Source organism: Pseudomonas sp. Irchel s3b2 (assembly GCF_900187445.1).
GTDB lineage: Bacteria > Pseudomonadota > Gammaproteobacteria > Pseudomonadales > Pseudomonadaceae > Aquipseudomonas.
The window spans coordinates 114899-132698 of record NZ_FYEB01000014.1 but is presented as its reverse complement, the minus strand read 5'-3'; the positions used below and the strand labels follow the sequence as shown (position 1 = coordinate 132698).

Annotated in this window: 15 protein-coding genes; 5 read left to right on the top strand and 10 right to left on the bottom strand. The window is 60.7% G+C overall.

Going from position 1 to position 17800, the window contains the following annotated elements; genetic code table 11:
- Nucleotides 1-102 precede the first annotated feature (102 nt).
- Together CKW20_RS23755 and CKW20_RS23750 are read left to right on the top strand one after the other, a co-directional pair.
- Nucleotides 103-537 (top strand): YeeE/YedE family protein, encoded by a 435-nt coding sequence (locus tag CKW20_RS23755; RefSeq protein WP_095055073.1) that lies wholly within the window; start codon nucleotides 103-105, stop codon nucleotides 535-537.
- A gap of 2 nt (nucleotides 538-539) precedes the next feature.
- Nucleotides 540-953, top strand: coding sequence for a DUF6691 family protein (locus CKW20_RS23750; RefSeq protein ID WP_095055072.1), 414 nt, complete (start codon nucleotides 540-542; stop codon nucleotides 951-953).
- 41 nt (nucleotides 954-994) lie between these two features.
- Here CKW20_RS23750 and CKW20_RS23745 read toward each other — a convergent pair whose 3' ends face one another.
- On the bottom strand, nucleotides 995-2278 hold the full coding sequence (locus CKW20_RS23745; protein WP_095055071.1) for a Zn-dependent hydrolase: 1284 nt from the start codon (nucleotides 2276-2278) through the stop codon (nucleotides 995-997).
- 137 nt (nucleotides 2279-2415) lie between these two features.
- Entirely contained in the window at nucleotides 2416-3900 is a 1485-nt protein-coding gene (locus CKW20_RS23735) for an NCS1 family nucleobase:cation symporter-1 (RefSeq protein WP_095055069.1), read from the bottom strand.
- 621 nt (nucleotides 3901-4521) lie between these two features.
- Here CKW20_RS23735 and hydA point away from each other — a divergent pair.
- The 3 genes from hydA to preA all read left to right on the top strand — a co-directional run bounded on the left by hydA (nucleotide 4522) and on the right by preA (nucleotide 8761).
- Entirely contained in the window at nucleotides 4522-5961 is a 1440-nt protein-coding gene (hydA, locus tag CKW20_RS23730) for a dihydropyrimidinase (protein ID WP_095055068.1), read from the top strand.
- A gap of 157 nt (nucleotides 5962-6118) precedes the next feature.
- Nucleotides 6119-7486, top strand: coding sequence for an NAD(P)-dependent oxidoreductase (locus CKW20_RS23725; protein WP_095055090.1), 1368 nt, complete (start codon nucleotides 6119-6121; stop codon nucleotides 7484-7486).
- Nucleotides 7487-8761, top strand: coding sequence for an NAD-dependent dihydropyrimidine dehydrogenase subunit PreA (gene preA / locus CKW20_RS23720; protein WP_095055067.1), 1275 nt, complete (start codon nucleotides 7487-7489; stop codon nucleotides 8759-8761). It begins immediately after the preceding gene.
- Nucleotides 8762-8873: 112 nt separating this feature from the next.
- On the opposite strand, the gene CKW20_RS23715 is transcribed toward preA, so the two are convergent.
- From CKW20_RS23715 to CKW20_RS23680, 8 genes are all read right to left on the bottom strand, one after another.
- On the bottom strand, nucleotides 8874-9494 hold the full coding sequence (locus CKW20_RS23715) for a TetR/AcrR family transcriptional regulator (RefSeq protein WP_030129353.1): 621 nt from the start codon (nucleotides 9492-9494) through the stop codon (nucleotides 8874-8876).
- Nucleotides 9495-9587: 93 nt separating this feature from the next.
- Entirely contained in the window at nucleotides 9588-11315 is a 1728-nt protein-coding gene (locus tag CKW20_RS23710; protein ID WP_095055066.1) for a NahK/ErcS family hybrid sensor histidine kinase/response regulator, read from the bottom strand.
- Nucleotides 11299-12462, bottom strand: coding sequence for an alcohol dehydrogenase-like regulatory protein ErcA (gene ercA, locus CKW20_RS23705; protein WP_095055065.1), 1164 nt, complete (start codon nucleotides 12460-12462; stop codon nucleotides 11299-11301). Before ercA ends, CKW20_RS23710 begins: the two co-directional genes overlap by 17 nt.
- A gap of 250 nt (nucleotides 12463-12712) precedes the next feature.
- A complete protein-coding gene (gene pqqE / locus CKW20_RS23700; protein WP_095055064.1) occupies nucleotides 12713-13846 on the bottom strand; it encodes a pyrroloquinoline quinone biosynthesis protein PqqE in 1134 nt (377 codons plus the stop codon).
- Nucleotides 13843-14595 carry a pyrroloquinoline-quinone synthase PqqC gene (gene pqqC / locus CKW20_RS23695; RefSeq protein ID WP_095055063.1) on the bottom strand — a complete coding sequence of 251 codons (753 nt, stop codon included), beginning with the start codon at nucleotides 14593-14595 and terminating at the stop codon, nucleotides 13843-13845. The genes pqqE and pqqC overlap by 4 nt, the downstream gene beginning before the upstream one ends.
- 155 nt (nucleotides 14596-14750) lie before the next feature.
- A complete protein-coding gene (gene pqqB / locus CKW20_RS23690) occupies nucleotides 14751-15665 on the bottom strand; it encodes a pyrroloquinoline quinone biosynthesis protein PqqB (protein ID WP_095055062.1) in 915 nt (304 codons plus the stop codon).
- Nucleotides 15666-15719: 54 nt separating this feature from the next.
- Nucleotides 15720-15791 carry a pyrroloquinoline quinone precursor peptide PqqA gene (gene pqqA / locus CKW20_RS23685; protein WP_010455123.1) on the bottom strand — a complete coding sequence of 24 codons (72 nt, stop codon included), beginning with the start codon at nucleotides 15789-15791 and terminating at the stop codon, nucleotides 15720-15722.
- A gap of 318 nt (nucleotides 15792-16109) precedes the next feature.
- Nucleotides 16110-17630, bottom strand: coding sequence for an aldehyde dehydrogenase family protein (locus CKW20_RS23680; RefSeq protein ID WP_095055061.1), 1521 nt, complete (start codon nucleotides 17628-17630; stop codon nucleotides 16110-16112).
- Nucleotides 17631-17800 lie beyond the last annotated feature (170 nt).

The window sequence follows — 17800 nt, the reverse complement described above, 5'->3', positions numbered from 1 at the left end:
GATTGAGGATTCGGTTTTGTGACGTGGGTACCCAAAAGCAGCTCTATGCTCAAACAAAAAAGAGTGATTTAGTGCCGTTTCTTGCCCGTATGGAGAGTTGCCATGATGCTTGATTCGCTTCACTTCACCCCCTGGTCCGCCTTGGCGGGAGGTGCGCTGATCGGTTTGGCCGCAAGCGTCATGGTGGTGGCCAACGGACGGGTTGCCGGGATCAGCGGGTTGTTAGGCAGCCTGCTTGAGGGTAATGATTCGGGGCGGGGCGAAAAAGCTCTGTTCCTGCTCGGACTATTGGCGGCGCCGTTGTTGTGGGCGTTGTTTCATGTGTGGCCGGCCATCGAATTCAAAACCGGTGCCGTAGGCCTGATCGTCGCCGGATTGTGCGTCGGTGTCGGCACTCGTTACGGCTCCGGCTGCACCAGTGGCCACGGCGTGTGCGGTATCTCCCGCCTGTCACCGCGCTCCATTGCCGCCACCTTGAGCTTCATGTTCGCCGGCTTTGTGACGGTGTTCGTCCTGCGCCATCTGCTGGGGTATTGAACATGCGCAAACTGACCGCGTTCCTCGCTGGCCTGCTGTTCGGCATCGGCCTGTTGCTGGCCGGCATGGCAAACCCGGCCAAAGTGCTGGGCTTTCTGGACATTACCGGTGTGTGGGATCCCTCCTTGGCGCTGGTCATGATCGGGGCCATTGCCGTGGCCTGGGGGCCGTTTCATTGGGCCATGAAACAACCGACGTCCTTGCTGGGGGCGCCTATGCAGTTGCCGATCAGCCGTGAGCTGGATCGGCGCCTGATCGGTGGCAGCCTGCTCTTCGGAGTCGGTTGGGGGATTGCCGGCATCTGTCCCGGCCCGGCGCTGGTGTTACTGCCGACGGGCCATTGGCAGGCCCGGGTGTTCGTCATCGCCATGCTGGCGGGGATGCTGATGTTCAAAGCGTTGCAAACCCGCCGTTGAGCATCCCGCCAACACAATGAGGCTATCGAACAACCGATGCCTCAAGCCGCTTGCTTGCCGCTGGCAATCGCATCCGAAGCCGCCAGCATCGCCCGCAACAACACCGCACACCCGGCAGCCAGGTCATCCGGCGTGGCGTTTTCGATTTCGTTGTGGCTGATGCCGCCTTCGCAGGGCACGAAGATCATCCCGGCGGGGCCGAGTTCGGCAAGGAAGATTGCGTCATGCCCTGCCCCGCTGACGATATCCATGTGCGACAGGCCGAGCCCTTGAGCGGCGCCGCGTACCGCTTCGACGCAGCCCTTGTCGAAGTACAGCGGCGGGAAGTCGGCGGTGGGTGTCAGTTCGAAGGTCAGGCCATGTTCCTCGCAAGTGGTTTCGATAACCTCGCGAACTTCGGCGATCATTGAGTCAAGACGTGCCGGCTCCAGATGACGGAAGTCCAGGGTCATGCGCACTTCGCCGGGAATCACATTGCGCGAGCCGGGGTAGGCTTGCAGGCAACCGACGGTGCCGCAGGCGTGGGGTTGATGGCCGAGGGCAGCGCGATTGACCGCGCCGACGATCACCGAGGCACCGACCAGAGCATCCTTGCGCAGGTGCATCGGCGTCGGGCCGGCGTGGGCTTCGACACCACGCAGTTTCAGGTCGAACCATTTCTGCCCTAGGGCGCCCATGACCACGCCGATGGTTTTGCGCTCGTCCTCAAGAATCGGGCCTTGCTCGATGTGCGCCTCGAAATACGCACCGACGGCATGGCCGCTGACTTTGCGCGGCCCGGCGTAACCAATGGCGTTCAGGGCTTCGCCGACGGTCACGCCCTCGGCATCGACCTTGGCCAGGGTTTCTTCGAGGGTGAATTTTTCCGCGAACACGCCGGATCCCATCATGCACGGGGCGAAGCGCGAGCCTTCTTCATTGGTCCAGACCACCACCTCCAGCGGCGCTTCGGTTTCCACGCCCAGGTCATTGAGGGTGCGCAGCACTTCGACCCCGGCCAGCACGCCGAAGCAGCCGTCGAACTTGCCGCCAGTGGGCTGGGTGTCGATGTGGCTGCCGGTCATCACCGGCGGCAGGCTCGGGTTGCGCCCCGGACGCCGGGCGAAAATGTTGCCGACAGCGTCGATGCTGACGGTGCAGCCGGCCTCCTCGCACCAGTTCACGAAGATGTCCCGGGCCTGGCGATCGAGGTCGGTCAGGGCCAGCCGGCAGACGCCGCCCTTGACCGTGGCGCCGAGCTTGGCCAGCTCCATGAGCGACTGCCACAGACGGTCGCGGTTGATGTGCTGATGGGTGGACTGCAGAACGTCTACGGCAGCGTTCATGATGATCTCCTCAGTTTTTCTTCTGATAGTTCCCACGCTCTGCGTGGGAATTCATCCATGGACGCTCTGCGTCCGCTTCTGGGACGCGGAGCGTCCCGGGCTGCATTCCCACGCAGAGCGTGGGAACGATCAATCCCTCACACCGGAGATTTCACGGCTGTCGGGCTCGGCCGCATCACGCTCAACCCGTAATAGATCAGCCCACCAAGGGCTGAGCCGGTGAACCAGCCGTAGCTGTAAAACCAGCTGAACGCATCGCTGCCCAGCGACAGCAGCGTCAACGCCACCGGCACGCCGAATGCGATAAAACCGAACCAGTTCCACGCCGGGTAAACGTCATCGCGGTAGAGGCCGGCCAGGTCCAGTTGCTGTTTCTTGATCAGGAAATAGTCCACCACCATGATCCCGGCGATCGGGCCCAGCAGACTGGAATAGCCCAGCAACCAGTTGGAATACACCGTCTCCAGGCTTAAATCCGAAACGATCAGCCCGAGCTTCTTCAACAGTTCATGGGCCATCAACGCCAAGCCGACCAAACCCGTGAGCATCACCGCTTTGGTGCGATTGATGACTTTAGGCGCAACGTTCTGGAAGTCGTTGGTCGGCGAAACGATGTTGGCTGCGGTGTTGGTCGACAACGTGGCGATGATGATCAGGGCCATGGCCAGGGCGACCCAGACCGGGCTCTGGATATGACCAATCAACGTGACCGGATCAGAGACAGTGACGCCCACCAGTTTTACCGAAGCGGCCGTCATCACCACACCAAGGGAGGCGAACAGGAACATGGTCAGGGGCAAGCCGATAATCTGCCCGATGATCTGATCCTTCTGGCTTTTTGCGTAGCGGCTAAAGTCCGGAATGTTCAGCGACAAGGTCGCCCAGAACCCGACCATGGCGGTCAGCCCGGCGGCAAAGTAGCTGACCACGCTGGCCCCTTCCGGACGCTTGGCCGGGATCGCCATCAATTCGCTCATCGACACGTTCGGCATCGCCCACACCAGCAGCCCCACGCCCACCAGCACCAACAACGGCGCCGAGAGGGTTTCCAGCCATTTGATCGAGTCCGCCCCGCGAATCACCACCCACAGGTTCAAGGCCCAGAACACCATGAAGCCGATCACTTCACCGGTGCCGCCGAGGGCTTTCCAGTCATCGAACACCGACCCGAGAAACAGGTGAATCGCCAGCCCGCCGAACATGGTCTGGATGCCGAACCAGCCACACGCCACCAAAGCACGGATCAGGCACGGAATGTTCGAACCGAGGATGCCGAAGGATGAGCGCAACAACACCGGAAACGGGATGCCGTATTTGGTGCCGGGAAAGGCGTTCAGGGTCAGCGGGATCAGCACGATGATGTTGGCGAACAGAATCGCCAGCAGTGCTTCGCCGACGGTCAGGCCGAAATAAGCGGTGAGCACGCCGCCGAGGGTGTAGGTCGGCACGCAGATCGCCATGCCGACCCATAACGCGGTGATGTGCCATTTGTTCCAGGTTCGTTCGCGCACCTTGGTCGGTGCCATGTCGTGGTTGTAACGGGGACTGTCGAGGACGTCGCTGCCGGCTTCTAGCTCAAACAAGCCGTCGCGCTCGGTCACTTGCGATCTGATCTGTTGCATGGCCGCTCCACTGTTCTTTTGATTATTTTTGCTCATCAGGGGCTGGCGCGAGTGCGCAAGCCGGACGATGGCCGGAGAAACTGACAACTTTTACGGACCGGCCAAGGTGTCAGCGGCGGCATCAATAAACGTGCCGGGTGCCCCGCTTACGCATCGAGCAGTGCCATAAAATTTCGCTAACCAACTGATATTGATCAGCTTTATTTATCCAACTATTGAATCCGCGGTGAGTTGCCATGCCACTCAGGCCGAATGTCAGGCAAGTTGTCCGAACAGTCAGGACTCAATCTGGTGCGTCGATCTTTTTTGAAAGATTGCGCATCAACCATAGACCATCCTCAAGCGGCTGATTTCACATAGAAAATCTCGTCTATTTTTGGAACCTGTCAAGTGCGTCAAAATGGTGAGAGGCCTCACCATTTTGGTGATTTTCAGCTTTAATCGTTATTTATCAATTATTTAAAACAGTAATAAGCTTATAAAAAATATTCTTGCTCAATCGACAAACTGCAGCTAGCGTCTATTCTTGACAGCGCTGACAGGAATACACCGATTGGCGTCTGCTTCATATAAAACATTTAGAACCGGCATCAGTCGGTCAATGCCTGCGAGGAACTCGGAATGTCTCTGTTGATCCGTGGCGCCACCGTTATTACCCATGATGAAAGTTATCGCGCCGACGTCTATTGCGCCGAGGGCGTGATCAAAGCCATCGGTGAAAACCTCGATGTTCCCGCCGATGCCGAAGTGCTCGACGGCAGCGGCCAATACCTGATGCCCGGCGGCATCGACCCGCACACTCATATGCAGTTGCCCTTCATGGGCACGGTGGCCAGCGAAGACTTCTTCAGCGGCACCGCGGCGGGGCTTGCCGGCGGCACCACCTCGATCATCGACTTCGTGATTCCCAACCCGCAGCAATCCCTGATGGAAGCGTTTCATCAATGGCGCGGCTGGGCCGAGAAATCGGCGTCTGACTACGGTTTCCACGTCGCCATCACTTGGTGGAGTGAGCAGGTCCGCGAAGAAATGGCTGAGTTGGTCAGCCACCACGGGGTCAATAGCTTCAAGCATTTCATGGCCTACAAGAACGCGATCATGGCTGCCGACGATACGCTGGTGGCGAGTTTCGAGCGTTGTCTGGAATTGGGCGCGGTGCCGACCGTGCATGCGGAAAACGGCGAGCTGGTCTATCACCTGCAACGCAAATTGATGGCTCAGGGCATGACCGGGCCGGAAGCGCACCCGCTGTCGCGGCCTTCGCAGGTGGAAGGTGAAGCCGCGAGCCGGGCGATCCGCATTGCCGAAACCCTCGGCACGCCGCTGTACCTGGTCCACGTCTCGACCAAGGAAGCCCTCGACGAAATCACCTACGCCCGCAGCAAGGGCCAACCGGTTTACGGCGAAGTGCTGGCCGGGCATCTGCTGCTGGACGACAGCGTTTACCAACACCCGGACTGGCAGACCGCCGCCGGTTACGTGATGAGCCCGCCCTTCCGTCCTCGCGGCCATCAGGAAGCCCTTTGGCATGGCCTGCAAGCGGGCAACCTGCACACCACCGCCACCGACCACTGCTGCTTCTGCGCCGAGCAAAAAGCTGCCGGCCGTGACGACTTCAGCAAGATCCCTAACGGCACCGCCGGGATCGAAGACCGCATGGCGGTGCTCTGGGATGAAGGAGTGAACACCGGGCGCTTGTCGATGCAGCACTTCGTTGCCCTCACCTCCACCAACACCGCGAAGATTTTCAACCTCTATCCGCGCAAGGGTGCGATTCGTGTGGGTGCAGATGCCGATCTGGTGCTGTGGGATCCGGAAGGCACGCGGACGATTTCAGCCAAGACCCATCACCAGCAAGTCGACTTCAACATCTTTGAAGGCAAGACCGTGCGCGGCGTGCCGAGCCACACCGTCAGCCAGGGCCGAGTGGTGTGGGCCGATGGTGATTTGCGGGCCGAGCGTGGTGCCGGTCGGTATGTCGAACGGCCGGCGTATCCGGCGGTGTTTGATTTGCTGAGCAAGCGGGCTGAGATGTGCAGGCCGGTTGCTGTGAAACGCTGAGATCGAGGCCTTCGGCCTTCGCGAGCAAGCCCGCTCCCACATTTTGGAATGCATACCTCTATAGGAGCGAGGCTTGCCCGCGAAGAGGCCGGCCCAGACAACAAAAAAACCAATGCCCACCAGAGGCAGTACCTCAAATAATCGTGAGGCCAACACCGTGATCAAGACCCTGAACCACCTCCCGCATCCCCATGAGGACGCGGCCGCCCTCGCCGGCCATTTCACCGATCTGGCGCCGCCGCTCAACGACCGTCAGGCGCATCTGGAAGCCTCGCGCTGCCTGTACTGCTATGACGCGCCGTGCGTGAATGCCTGTCCGAGCGACATCGATATTCCCTCGTTCATCCGCAATATCCATCAGGAAAACGTTCAGGGCGCGGCTCAGAAAATTCTCTCGGCGAACATCCTCGGCGGCAGTTGCGCCCGGGTCTGTCCGACGGAGATCCTTTGCCAGCAAGCCTGCGTGCGCAACAACGCCCAGGAATGCGCGCCGGTGCTGATTGGCCTGTTGCAACGCTATGCCGTGGACAACGCGCACTTCAGCGAACACCCGTTCCAGCGCGCCGCCGCAACCGGCAAGCGCATCGCTGTGGTGGGTGCCGGCCCGGCCGGTTTGTCCTGCGCGCACCGCAGCGCCATGCATGGGCATGACGTGGTGATTTTCGAGGCGCGGGAAAAGGCTGGCGGCCTCAACGAATACGGGATCGCCAAGTACAAACTGGTGGATGATTACGCGCAGAAGGAGCTTGAATTCCTGATGGGGATTGGCGGGATCGAGATTCGCCACGGGCAGAAACTTGGCGACAACCTGACCCTCAGCGAACTGCATCAGCAATTCGATGCGGTATTCCTCGGCCTCGGCCTGGCCGCCAGCAAACAATTAGGTCTTGCTCACGAGGATGCCCCCGGCCTGCTCGCTGCCACCGACTACATCCGCGAACTGCGCCAGGCCGATGACCTGACGCAACTGCCGCTGGCCGAGCACTGCATTGTCCTCGGTGCCGGCAACACCGCCATCGACATGGCCGTGCAAATGGCTCGTCTCGGTGCTCGCGACGTGAATCTGGTGTACCGCCGTGGCGTCGAGGACATGGGCGCCACCGGTCACGAACAGGACATCGCCAAGGCCAATCAGGTGCGACTGCTGACCTGGGCGCAACCGCAAGAAGTGCTGCTCGACGATAAGGGCAACGTGTGCGGCATGCGCTTCGCCCGCACCCGGTTGGTAGACGGTCGCCTGCAAACCACTGGCGAAACCTTTGAACTGGCCGCCGACGCAATCTTCAAAGCCATCGGCCAAACCTTTGACACCAGCGCCCTCGCCGATCCGCTGGCCCGTGAACTCAAGCGTCAGGGCGACCGCATCCTCGTCGACGAACAGCTGCGTACCAGCATTCCCGGCGTGTATGCCGGTGGCGACTGCACCAGCCTCGATCAGGACCTCACCGTGCAAGCCGTGCAGCACGGCAAGCTGGCCGCCGAGGCCATCAACGCTCAACTCATGCTCAACGTGGAGGCTGCGTAAATGGCCGATCTCTCGATTGTTTTCGCCGGTATCAAAGCCCCCAATCCGTTCTGGCTGGCTTCCGCGCCACCGACCGACAAAGCCTACAACGTGGTTCGCGCGTTTGAGGCCGGTTGGGGCGGCGTGGTCTGGAAAACCCTGGGTGAAGACCCGGCGGCGGTCAACGTATCGTCGCGCTACTCGGCGCACTTCGGGGCTAATCGGGAGGTGCTTGGCTTTAACAACATCGAGCTGATCACCGACCGTTCGCTGGAAATCAATCTGCAGGAAATCACTCAGGTCAAAAAGGACTGGCCGGACCGCGCGCTGATCGTGTCGCTGATGGTGCCCTGTGTCGAAGAGTCGTGGAAAAACATCCTGCCACTGGTGGAGGCCACCGGTGCCGATGGCATCGAACTGAATTTCGGCTGCCCCCACGGCATGCCGGAACGGGGCATGGGCGCGGCGGTCGGCCAAGTGCCGGAATACGTCGAACAGGTCACCCGCTGGTGCAAGACGTATTGCTCGCTGCCGGTGATCGTCAAGCTCACGCCGAACATCACCGACATCCGCGTCGCCGCCCGTGCCGCGCACCGTGGTGGGGCCGATGCAGTGTCGTTGATCAACACCATCAACTCGATCACCAGCGTCAATCTGGAACGCATGGTGGCCAATCCTATGGTGGGCAGCCAAAGCACCCATGGCGGTTATTGCGGCTCGGCGGTGAAGCCGATTGCGCTGAACATGGTCGCCGAGATCGCCCGCGATCCGCAGACCCAAGGCCTGCCGATCTCGGGCATCGGCGGCATCGGCAGTTGGCGCGATGCGGCGGAGTTCATTGCCCTGGGCAGCGGCTCGGTGCAGGTGTGCACGGCGGCGATGCTGCATGGTTTCCGAATTGTCGAGGAGATGAAGGACGGTTTGTCACGCTGGATGGACAGTCAGGGCTACGCCAGCGTGTCGGATTTTTCCGGGCGTGCGGTGGGCAACACCACGGACTGGAAGTACCTGGACATCAACTATCAGGTGATTGCCAAGATCGATCAGGAGGCGTGCATCGGTTGCGGTCGTTGCCACATCGCTTGTGAAGATACCTCGCACCAAGCGATTGCCAGCCTCAAACAGGCGGACGGGACGCATAAATATGAAGTGATCGATGATGAGTGCGTGGGTTGCAACCTGTGCCAGATCACGTGTCCGGTGCAGGATTGCATCGAGATGGTGCCGATGGATACCGGCAAGCCGTTTCTGGATTGGAACCATGATCCGCGTAATCCCTATCACACCACCGTCTAACCGATCGTTCCCACGCGCAGCAAAGGAATGCAGCCCGGGACGCTCCGCGTCCCAAGAGCGGACGCAGAGCGTCCATTGAGGCATTCCTTTGCTGCGCGTGGGAACGATCTGGTTACGGCTCCAACCCGATCCCACGCAATATCACACTGGTCACCGTCTGCACCGCCCGCTCGAACTGCATGTCCGACAGCGGCTGATGATCATTCAGAATATTCACCTGGTGGTCAAAGTCGGCGTAGTGCTGGGTCGAGGCCCAGATCATGTACAGCAGGCTGGAAGGCTCCACCGGCAGGATGCGTTTGTCTTCCACCCACTGGCGAATTTTCGCTTCTTTCATCTTGGCCCAGTCGTACAGGCTGGCATCCAGTTTCTCACCCAGTGTCGGCGCACCATGGATGATTTCGTTGGCCCAGACTTTCGAACCGTACGGCCGACTGCGGGAATGGTTCATCTTGGCGCGGATGTAGCTGCTGAGCACCACTCGCGGATCGTCGAACATCTCGAAGCACAGGGCGTCCTGCTTCCAGACCTCCAGCAAACCCAGGAGCACCGCGCTGTATAGCTCGCTCTTGGTGCTGAAGTAGTAATGCAGGTTGGAACGCGGCAGTTGCACTTCGGCAGCGATGTCGGCCATGGCGGTGCTGCCGAAACCTTTTTCGGCGAAGACTTTCTCGGCCCCCAGCAGAATCTTGTCAACGTTACTGCGACGAATTTCGATCTTGTGATTGCCCATGAGGGCTCCCTGGCAACAGCGTTGGTCAAGACTAGCATCCGCTCTGGATCGGGCGACAGGGGAAAACGAACACGAATCCCCTGTACGCTATCGCTACGCCAATAGCTGAGTCAGCACCGCGCGCAACTTGCCGGGCTTCACGGGTTTGTTCAGCAGCGGCGCGTCGAGGCGCTGCAATGAGCGCCGACACTGGTCAGTGCGGTCGGCGGTGATGATCACCGCCGCAATTGCCTGGCCAAAATGCTCGCGCAAATGCCGGACCACTTCACAGCCCACCACCCCGTGATCCAGGTGATAGTCCGCCAGAATCAGCTCCGGCGCCTGTCCCTGCAAAGCCACCAACGCGGTGGCCTCATCCGTGGCGGTGACCACTTCACAGCCCCACTGCCCGAGCAGCGCGCTCATGCTTTCAAGAATGCTGACTTCGTTGTCCAACACCAACAAACGCCGCCCCGGCAACGGGTTTCCGGTAGTCGGCTGCGGCGCGGCCTGATTGATCGGCAGTGGAATTTCATGGGAAATCGGTACTTCGATGCTGAACATCGAACCGCGCCCCGGCCGCGAATGCACCTGAATCCTGTAGTCGAGGATCTTGGCGATGCGCTCGACAATCGCCAGTCCCAGACCCACGCCCTTGCGATCGGCGGCGCGCCCGACGTCCAGTTGGTTGAACTCGAGGAAGATCGAGTCAAGACGATCCGCAGGAATCCCGCGCCCGGTGTCCCAGACTTCGATACGCAGCGCATCGCCCCGGCGTCTTGCCCCCAGCAGAATGCAGCCTGCGTCGGTATAACGGCAGGCATTACTGAGGAAGTTGCGCAAAATCCGCGTCATCAAGCGCAAGTCGGTATGAAGGGCGTAATCGCCCATGTGCACCCGCAGGTTCAACCCGGCTGCCGCGGCCACCGACTGAAACTCCGAGACCAGTGGCGCGAACAATTCGTCGAGGCGGTACAGGGCAATGTCCGGCTTCACTGCGGCCTGATCGAGCCGGGAAATATCCAGCAGATCGGTGAGCAAATCTTCGGCCCCTTCCAGCGCCTGATGCGTGCGCTCCACCAGCACCTGCTCGACGTCGGGCAGTTTGCGTTCGCGCAAGGTCGAGATCAGCAAACGCGCGGCGTTGAGCGGTTGCAGCAGATCGTGACTGGCGGCGGCGAGGTATTTGTCCTTGCTGCGATTGGCCGCCTCGGCGGCATCACGGGCATCGCGCAAGGCTTCTGCGATCTGTTTGCGCTGGGTGATCTGCTGTTGCAGGTTGCGGTTGGCGTCCAGTAACTCGTTGGTGCGCGCGGTAACCCGCTGCTCCAGTTCGTCATTGAGTTGTTGCAGGCGCTCCTGGGCCAGTTTTCGTTCGGTGATATCGGCGACAAAGCCCTCCACCAAACCTTCCTGATCCGGTTTGAGCAGCAGGTTCATCAACACGTCGAGGACGCTGCCGTCCTTGCGCCGCAGCTGAGTTTCATAGCCCAGCAGGCTGCGCTCGCGCTGGAGGATTTCGCCGATGCTTTCCAGCTCTTGCGCCCCACCGACAAACAGCGTGCCCGCCAGGTCCGTCAGGGAAAACAGCACCTCCTGCGGATCCTGATAGCCGAGCATCCGCGCCAGCGCCGGGTTGGCGGCGCGCATGCCTGCCTGAAGGCTGGCCTGGAAGATCCCGTGCACCGCGTTTTCGAACAGCCATTTATAGCGGTTGCGCTCGGCTTCCAGCTCATCCAGGCGCGCGGCCAGTTCCGGGTAATGACTCTTGCGCGCCGAGTGGTTGCCTAAGCCGAGTAACCCGGCCAGCGCCCGTTGTTGCTCGTCAGAGGGCTTCGCCATAGACGACCTCGACGTCGCGCTGACTGGATTCGCGCGGATTGGTAAGGATGCACGGGTCATCCATGGCGTGTTGCGACAGGAACGGAATGTCCGCCGTACTCACCCCGTGCAGGCCCAGGGTTTCGTGAAAGCCGATGGCGTGTTTGAGGGCGATCAGGTGTTCGACCAGCCGTCCGCAAATCTGCCGGTGATTCAGGCCACGGCAATCGATACCGAAGGTCTCGGCGATCACCTTGAAGCGATCCGGCGCCGAGCTGTAGTTGAACGCCACCACGTGTTCCACCAGCACCGCATTGCACAGGCCATGGGGCAGATCGAGAAAGCCGCCTAGGCTGTGGGACATGGCATGCACCGCGCCAAGGATCGCGTTGGAAAACGCCAGCCCGGCCTGCATGCTGCCGAGCATGATTTTTTCCCGCAGGGCGATGTCGCTGGGGTTGGCGATCATTTGCACCAGATTGCCGTTGATCAGCCGCATCGCCTCCAACGCATGAGGGTCGGTGAGCGGCCCGTGACCGGTGGAGACGAAGGCTTCGATGGCATGGACCAACGCGTCGATGCCGGTACAGGCCGACAGGAACGGGTCCATGCTCAGGGTGGTTTCCGGATCGATCAGCGACACGTCCGGTACTGCGGCTTTGCTGACGATGGAGAATTTCATGCGTTCTTGCTGATTGGAGATGATCACGAACTGCGACACGTCGGCCGAAGTGCCGGCGGTGGTCGGGATCAGGATCAGCGGTGGGCTGGCGATGCGCAGGGTGTCCACGCCCTCGAATTCGAGGATGTTGCGCCCGTGGGCGACGACAATGCCGATGCCCTTGCCGCAATCCATCGGGCTGCCGCCGCCGATTGCCACGATCACATCGCAGTGATTCTCCCGGTATAGCTCGGCGCCGAGCATGACTTCTTCGATCCGCGGGTTAGGCGAAACGTCGCTATATAAAAAGTAATCAATGCCCTGGGCTTGCAGGCTGGCCTCGACGTCGGCGACCCAACCGGCGGCAATCACCCCGGGGTCGCTGACCACCAGCACTTTGCGGGCGCCGAAGGTCTTGGCGTAATTACCGACGTTGTGCCGACAGCCGGCACCGAAGATGATTTCAGGCGAAACGAATTTACGCAGCTGGCTGAGATTCTGGCTCATTGGAAAGCCTGTTTTTTATTGTTTTGAAGGTAAAGAACACACTAAAGCATCCGGCTGCGAATGCAATCAGACCAATGGATAGCGAGCCCGCCCGGGGGGTGCACTCCGATTATGTATTCACTGAAAATCCCTGTGGGAGCGGGCTTGCCCGCGATGAGGCCAGCACATTCAACATAGATGTCGACTGTTATGCAGCTATCGCGGGCAAGCCCGCTCCCACAGGGATCTGCGTCGGATGCACCTTTTCGATTCATCCGCGATAAATCAGCCGCGAAGCCTTTTCATTGCGCAACATCAGGTGCTCCATGCCCTGCCCCGGCGCATCGGCTTCGTCCCGGGCCTTGAGAATAACGTCGTGGTGCGGCGACTTGCTGCACACCGGGTCGGCGTTGCTGGCATCGCCGGTGAGCATGAACGCCTGGCAGCGGCAGCCGCCGAGGTCCTTGTGCTTTTCATCGCAGGAACGGCACGGCTCTTTCATCCAGTCATCGCCGCGAAAACGGTTGAAACCGAAGGAGTCGTTCCAGATGTGCGCGATGCTGTGCTCGCGCACGTTGGGAAACTGCACCGGCAACTGGCGGGCGCTATGACAAGGCAATGCCGTGCCGTCCGGGGTGATGTCGAGAAACAGGTTGGCCCAGCCATTCATGCAGGTCTTGGGGCGTTCTTCATAGTAATCCGGGGTGACGAAAATCAGCTTGCACGGGTGGCCCTCGGCCTCAAGCCGCTGGCGGTATTCATTGGTGATGCGCTCGGCGCGCTGCAACTGTTCGCGGGTCGGCAACAGGCCGACGCGATTCAGTTCAGCCCAGCCGTAGAACTGACACGTCGCCAACTCGACGAAATCCGCTTCCAGTTCCAGGCACAGTTCGATGATCTGCGCGATCTGGTCGATGTTGTGCCGATGGGTGACGAAGTTCAGCACCATCGGGTAGCCCTGGGCTTTCACCGCCCGGGCCATCGCCAGTTTCTGGGCGAAGGCCTTGCGCGAGCCGGCGAGCAGATTGTTCACCTGTTCGTCGGCGGCCTGAAAACTGATCTGGATATGGTCCAGCCCGGCGATCTTGAAGTCGCGGACCTTCTGTTCGGTCAGGCCGATACCCGAGGTAATCAGGTTGGTGTAGTAGCCCATGTCCCGCGCGGCCTTGATCAGCTCTGCGAGGTCTTGGCGCACCAACGGCTCGCCACCTGAAAAACCCAGTTGTGCAGCGCCCATCTCCCGCGCCTCGCGGAACACCCGAATCCACTCTTCTGTGCTCAACTCCTCGCCCTGTTGGGCGAAATCCAGCGGGTTAGAGCAATACGGGCATTGCAACGGGCAGCGATAGGTCAACTCCGCCAGCAACCACAGCGGTGGGCCGGGTTGCTGTTCGATCTGGCTCACAAGATGATCCCCCGATGCCAGACCCGCTCGGTGGTGACGGTGTGATACGGCGGCCGGTCCAGTTCATAGGCCATGCTCATCGCGTCGAGCATGCTCCACAGCACATCGAGCTTGAACTGCAGGATCTCCAGCATGCGTTGCTGGCCTTCGACCGTGACGTAATGCGTCAGGGTGATGCGCAAACCATGCTCGACATCACGCCGGGCCTGACTCAGGCGCGTACGGAAATAGTCGTAACCGGCCGGGTCGATCCATGGGTAATGCGTTGGCCAGGCGTCGAGCCGGGACTGGTGGATCTGTGGCGCGAACAGTTCGGTCAGCGAACTGCTGGCCGCTTCTTGCCAACAAGCGCGACGGGCGAAATTGACGTAGGCGTCCACGGCGAAACGCACGCCCGGCAGCACCAACTCTTGCGAGAGGATTTGTGCGCGTTCCAGCCCCACTGCTTCGCCCAATCGCAACCATGCTTCGATGCCGCCTTCACTGCCGGGAACGCCGTCATGGTCGAGGATCCGTTGCAACCATTCCCGGCGCACGTCGCGGTCCGGGCAGTTGGCGAGGATGGCGGCATCCTTGAGCGGGATGTTCACCTGGTAATAGAAGCGATTGGCGACCCAGCCCTGGATCTGCTCGCGGGTGGCACGCCCGGCGTACATGGCTTGGTGGAATGGGTGGTGGATGTGGTAATAGGCGCCCTTGGCGCGCAGGGCCTGTTCGAATTCCACGGGGGACATCGGCGTGTCAGTCATTGCGGTTCTCCGGATTTCGCGGTGTTTGGTCTGGCCCCTTCGCGGGCAAGCCTCGCTCCTACAGGTTTTGTGTTGGCCATGAAATTCGCGTACGACGCAACCCCTGTAGGAGCGAGCGGTGCGGCGATCCGACTTGCCCGCGAAGGCGCCTTCCGCTACAGCTCAATACTCATGCCGTCATAAGCCACTTCAATCCCGCGCCGCTCCAGCAATGCGCGCTCGGCCGAGTCTTCATCGAGTATCGGGTTGGTGTTGTTGATGTGGATCAGCACCTTGCGCTGGCGATTGAAGCCCTCCAGCACGTCGAGCATGCCGCTGGGACCACTTTGTGGCAGGTGGCCCATTTCGCGGCCCAGGCTCTGGCCGACTTCGCACACGCGCATTTCATCGTCGCGCCACAGCGTGCCGTCCAGCAGCAGGCAGTCGGCGCGCTGCATCCAGCTCAATACCTCGACATCGATCTGCCCCAGCCCCGGCGCGTAGAAAACCGATGCACCGCTGCGCAAGTCTTCGATGAACAGGCCGATGGTGTCACCCGGTTGCGGGTTGCCACGGTTGGGAGAATACGGTGGTGCATTGCTGACCAGTGGAATCGCACGAAATTGTAGGTGTGGGCAGGCAGCGATACTGAACGGCTCGCGATCCAGTCCGATGGGTTGCCACTGCAAGCCACCGTTCCAGTGTTTGAGCATGCTGAACAAGGGAAAGCCGCTGCTCAGGTCTTCGTGAACCCGCTCGGTGCACCAGACCGAATGCGGGCAGCCTTCGCGCAGGCTCAACAGGCCAGTGCAATGGTCGATCTGACTGTCCAGCAGGACGACACCGGCAATCGCCGTGTCGCGCAAGCGTCGGGCCGGTTGCATCGCCGGAAAGCTTTCGAGTTGCGCGCGAATGTCCGGTGAAGCATTGCAGAGCACCCACTCCACACCGTCGTCGCTCAAGGCAATGGACGACTGTGTGCGACGTTGTGCGCGCAGGCTGCCGTCGCGCATAGCGGCGCATTGACGGCAGTTGCAGTTCCATTGCGGAAAACCGCCGCCAGCGGCGGAACCGAGAACGCGGATGTGCATGGGATGGCTCCAGAAGGCAGGCCCGGCCAACGCGACGGCTGACCGGGCAAACAATCAACGGTTGGCGAAATACATCGTCACTTCGAAGCCAATGCGCAGATCGGTAAACGCGGGTTTATTCCACATGGGTCAATCCTCTTCTTGTGCCGGACGATTCCGGTAAGACCATTAATGCACGGGGAAAGAGGTGACCGAATGCTACTTTCGAAGGAGGTTGTGGGGTGCGTTGGTAGGGGGTGTTGCGCGGTCTTCAAGTACACGGAGAACTAATGTGGGAGCGGGCTTGCCCGCGAAGAGGCCTGCACATTCAATATTGATGTTGAATGTGATGACGCCTTCGCGGGCAAGCCTCGCTCCTACAGGTTATGTGTTGGCCGTGAAACTCGCGCAACCCTGTAGGAGCGAGGCTTGCCCGCGAAGGCCATCACCCGATTTCAAGTCGAATCAGAAGAACCCCAACGGATTGATGTCGTAGCTCACCAGCAGGTTTTTGGTCTGTTGGTAATGGTCGAGCATCATCTTGTGGTTCTCACGGCCGACACCGGATTTCTTGTAGCCACCAAACGCGGCGTGAGCCGGGTACAGGTGGTAGCAGTTGGTCCAGACACGCCCGGCCTTGATCGCCCGGCCCATGCGGTAGGCGCGGTTGATGTCGCGGGTCCACAGGCCGGCGCCGAGGCCGAACTCGCTGTCGTTGGCAATCGCCAGGGCTTCGGCTTCGTCCTTGAAGGTGGTGACACCCACCACCGGGCCGAAGATTTCTTCCTGGAACACGCGCATTTTGTTATGGCCCTTGAGCAGGGTCGGCTGGATGTAATAGCCGCTCGACAAGTCGCCTTCAAGACGCTCGGCCGCGCCGCCGGTGAGCAGTTCGGCGCCCTCCTCCTGAGCGATTTTCAGGTACGAGAGGATCTTGTCGTATTGCTGCTCGGACGCCTGGGCGCCGACCATGGTTTCGGTGTCCAGCGGGTTGCCGCGCTTGATCTTGACGATCTTTTTCATCACCTCGGCCATGAACGGCTCGTAGATCGATTCCTGCACCAGCGCCCGGGACGGACAGGTGCAGACTTCGCCCTGGTTGAAGAACGCCAGCACCAGGCCTTCGGCGGCTTTCTCGATGAACTGCGGCTCGGCATTCATGATGTCTTCGAAGAAAATGTTCGGCGACTTGCCGCCCAGTTCAACGGTGCTCGGAATGATGTTCTCGGCGGCGCAATGCATGATGTGCGCGCCAACCGGCGTGGAACCGGTGAAGGCGATTTTGGCGATGCGCTTGCTGGTGGCCAGCGCCTCACCGGCTTCGCGACCGAAACCCTGGACGATGTTCAGCACGCCCGCCGGCAGCAAGTCGGCGATCAGCTCGGCGAACACCATGATCGACAGCGGCGTTTGTTCGGCGGGTTTGAGCACGATGCAGTTGCCGGCAGCCAGGGCCGGAGCGAGTTTCCAGGCGGCCATCAGCAGCGGGAAGTTCCACGGAATGATCTGCCCGACCACGCCCAGCGGTTCGTGGAAGTGATAGGCGGTGGTCAGTTCGTTGATCTCGGCGGCGCCGCCTTCCTGAGCGCGGATGCAACCGGCGAAGTAACGGAAGTGGTCGGCAGCCAGCGGCACGTCGGCGTTGAGGGTTTCGCGCACGGCCTTGCCGTTGTCCCAGGTTTCGGTGACGGCAAGGATTTCAAGGTTCTGCTCGATGCGGTCGGCGATTTTCAGCAGCACCAGCGAGCGATCCTGCGCCGAGGTTTTACCCCAGGCATCGGCGGCGGCATGGGCGGCATCAAGGGCTTTTTCGATGTCGGCGGCGCTGGAGCGCGGGAACTCGGCGATCACTTCACCGGTAACCGGTGAGGTATTGGTGAAGTACTCGCCGTTGATTGGGGCAACGAATTCGCCGCCGATGAAATTGCCGTAGCGCGGTTTGAAGGAAACGACGGCGCCGGGTGTTCCGGGTTGTGCGTAGATCATGGTGGGCCTCTGTCTGGGTCGATGCCTGTCGAGCCAACAGGCGATGAACCGATAGTAGAGAGCCCCGCCTGCCAGACGAATGCGCCGTTGGCAGGGGGATTCTCGTTATTTGGTAGTAGGAGCTGGCTTGCCAGCGAAGGTGTCTTCATCTGATCGTTCCCACGCTCCGC

What these genes read in the sequence shown, in the direction of transcription:
- CKW20_RS23750 (WP_095055072.1), top strand. Translation starts at nt 540, where the DNA reads ATGCGCAAACTGACCGCGTTCCTCGCTGGCCTGCTGTTCGGCATCGGC.
- CKW20_RS23710 (WP_095055066.1), bottom strand. Translation starts at nt 11,315, where the DNA reads ATGGCGAAGCCCTCTGACGAGCAACAACGGGCGCTGGCCGGGTTACTC.
- CKW20_RS23735 (WP_095055069.1), bottom strand. Translation starts at nt 3,900, where the DNA reads ATGCAACAGATCAGATCGCAAGTGACCGAGCGCGACGGCTTGTTTGAG.
- hydA (WP_095055068.1), top strand. Translation starts at nt 4,522, where the DNA reads ATGTCTCTGTTGATCCGTGGCGCCACCGTTATTACCCATGATGAAAGT.
- preA (WP_095055067.1), top strand. Translation starts at nt 7,487, where the DNA reads ATGGCCGATCTCTCGATTGTTTTCGCCGGTATCAAAGCCCCCAATCCG.
- ercA (WP_095055065.1), bottom strand. Translation starts at nt 12,462, where the DNA reads ATGAGCCAGAATCTCAGCCAGCTGCGTAAATTCGTTTCGCCTGAAATC.
- CKW20_RS23755 (WP_095055073.1), top strand. Translation starts at nt 103, where the DNA reads ATGATGCTTGATTCGCTTCACTTCACCCCCTGGTCCGCCTTGGCGGGA.
- pqqC (WP_095055063.1), bottom strand. Translation starts at nt 14,595, where the DNA reads ATGACTGACACGCCGATGTCCCCCGTGGAATTCGAACAGGCCCTGCGC.
- CKW20_RS23745 (WP_095055071.1), bottom strand. Translation starts at nt 2,278, where the DNA reads ATGAACGCTGCCGTAGACGTTCTGCAGTCCACCCATCAGCACATCAAC.
- CKW20_RS23715 (WP_030129353.1), bottom strand. Translation starts at nt 9,494, where the DNA reads ATGGGCAATCACAAGATCGAAATTCGTCGCAGTAACGTTGACAAGATT.
- CKW20_RS23680 (WP_095055061.1), bottom strand. Translation starts at nt 17,630, where the DNA reads ATGATCTACGCACAACCCGGAACACCCGGCGCCGTCGTTTCCTTCAAA.
- pqqB (WP_095055062.1), bottom strand. Translation starts at nt 15,665, where the DNA reads ATGCACATCCGCGTTCTCGGTTCCGCCGCTGGCGGCGGTTTTCCGCAA.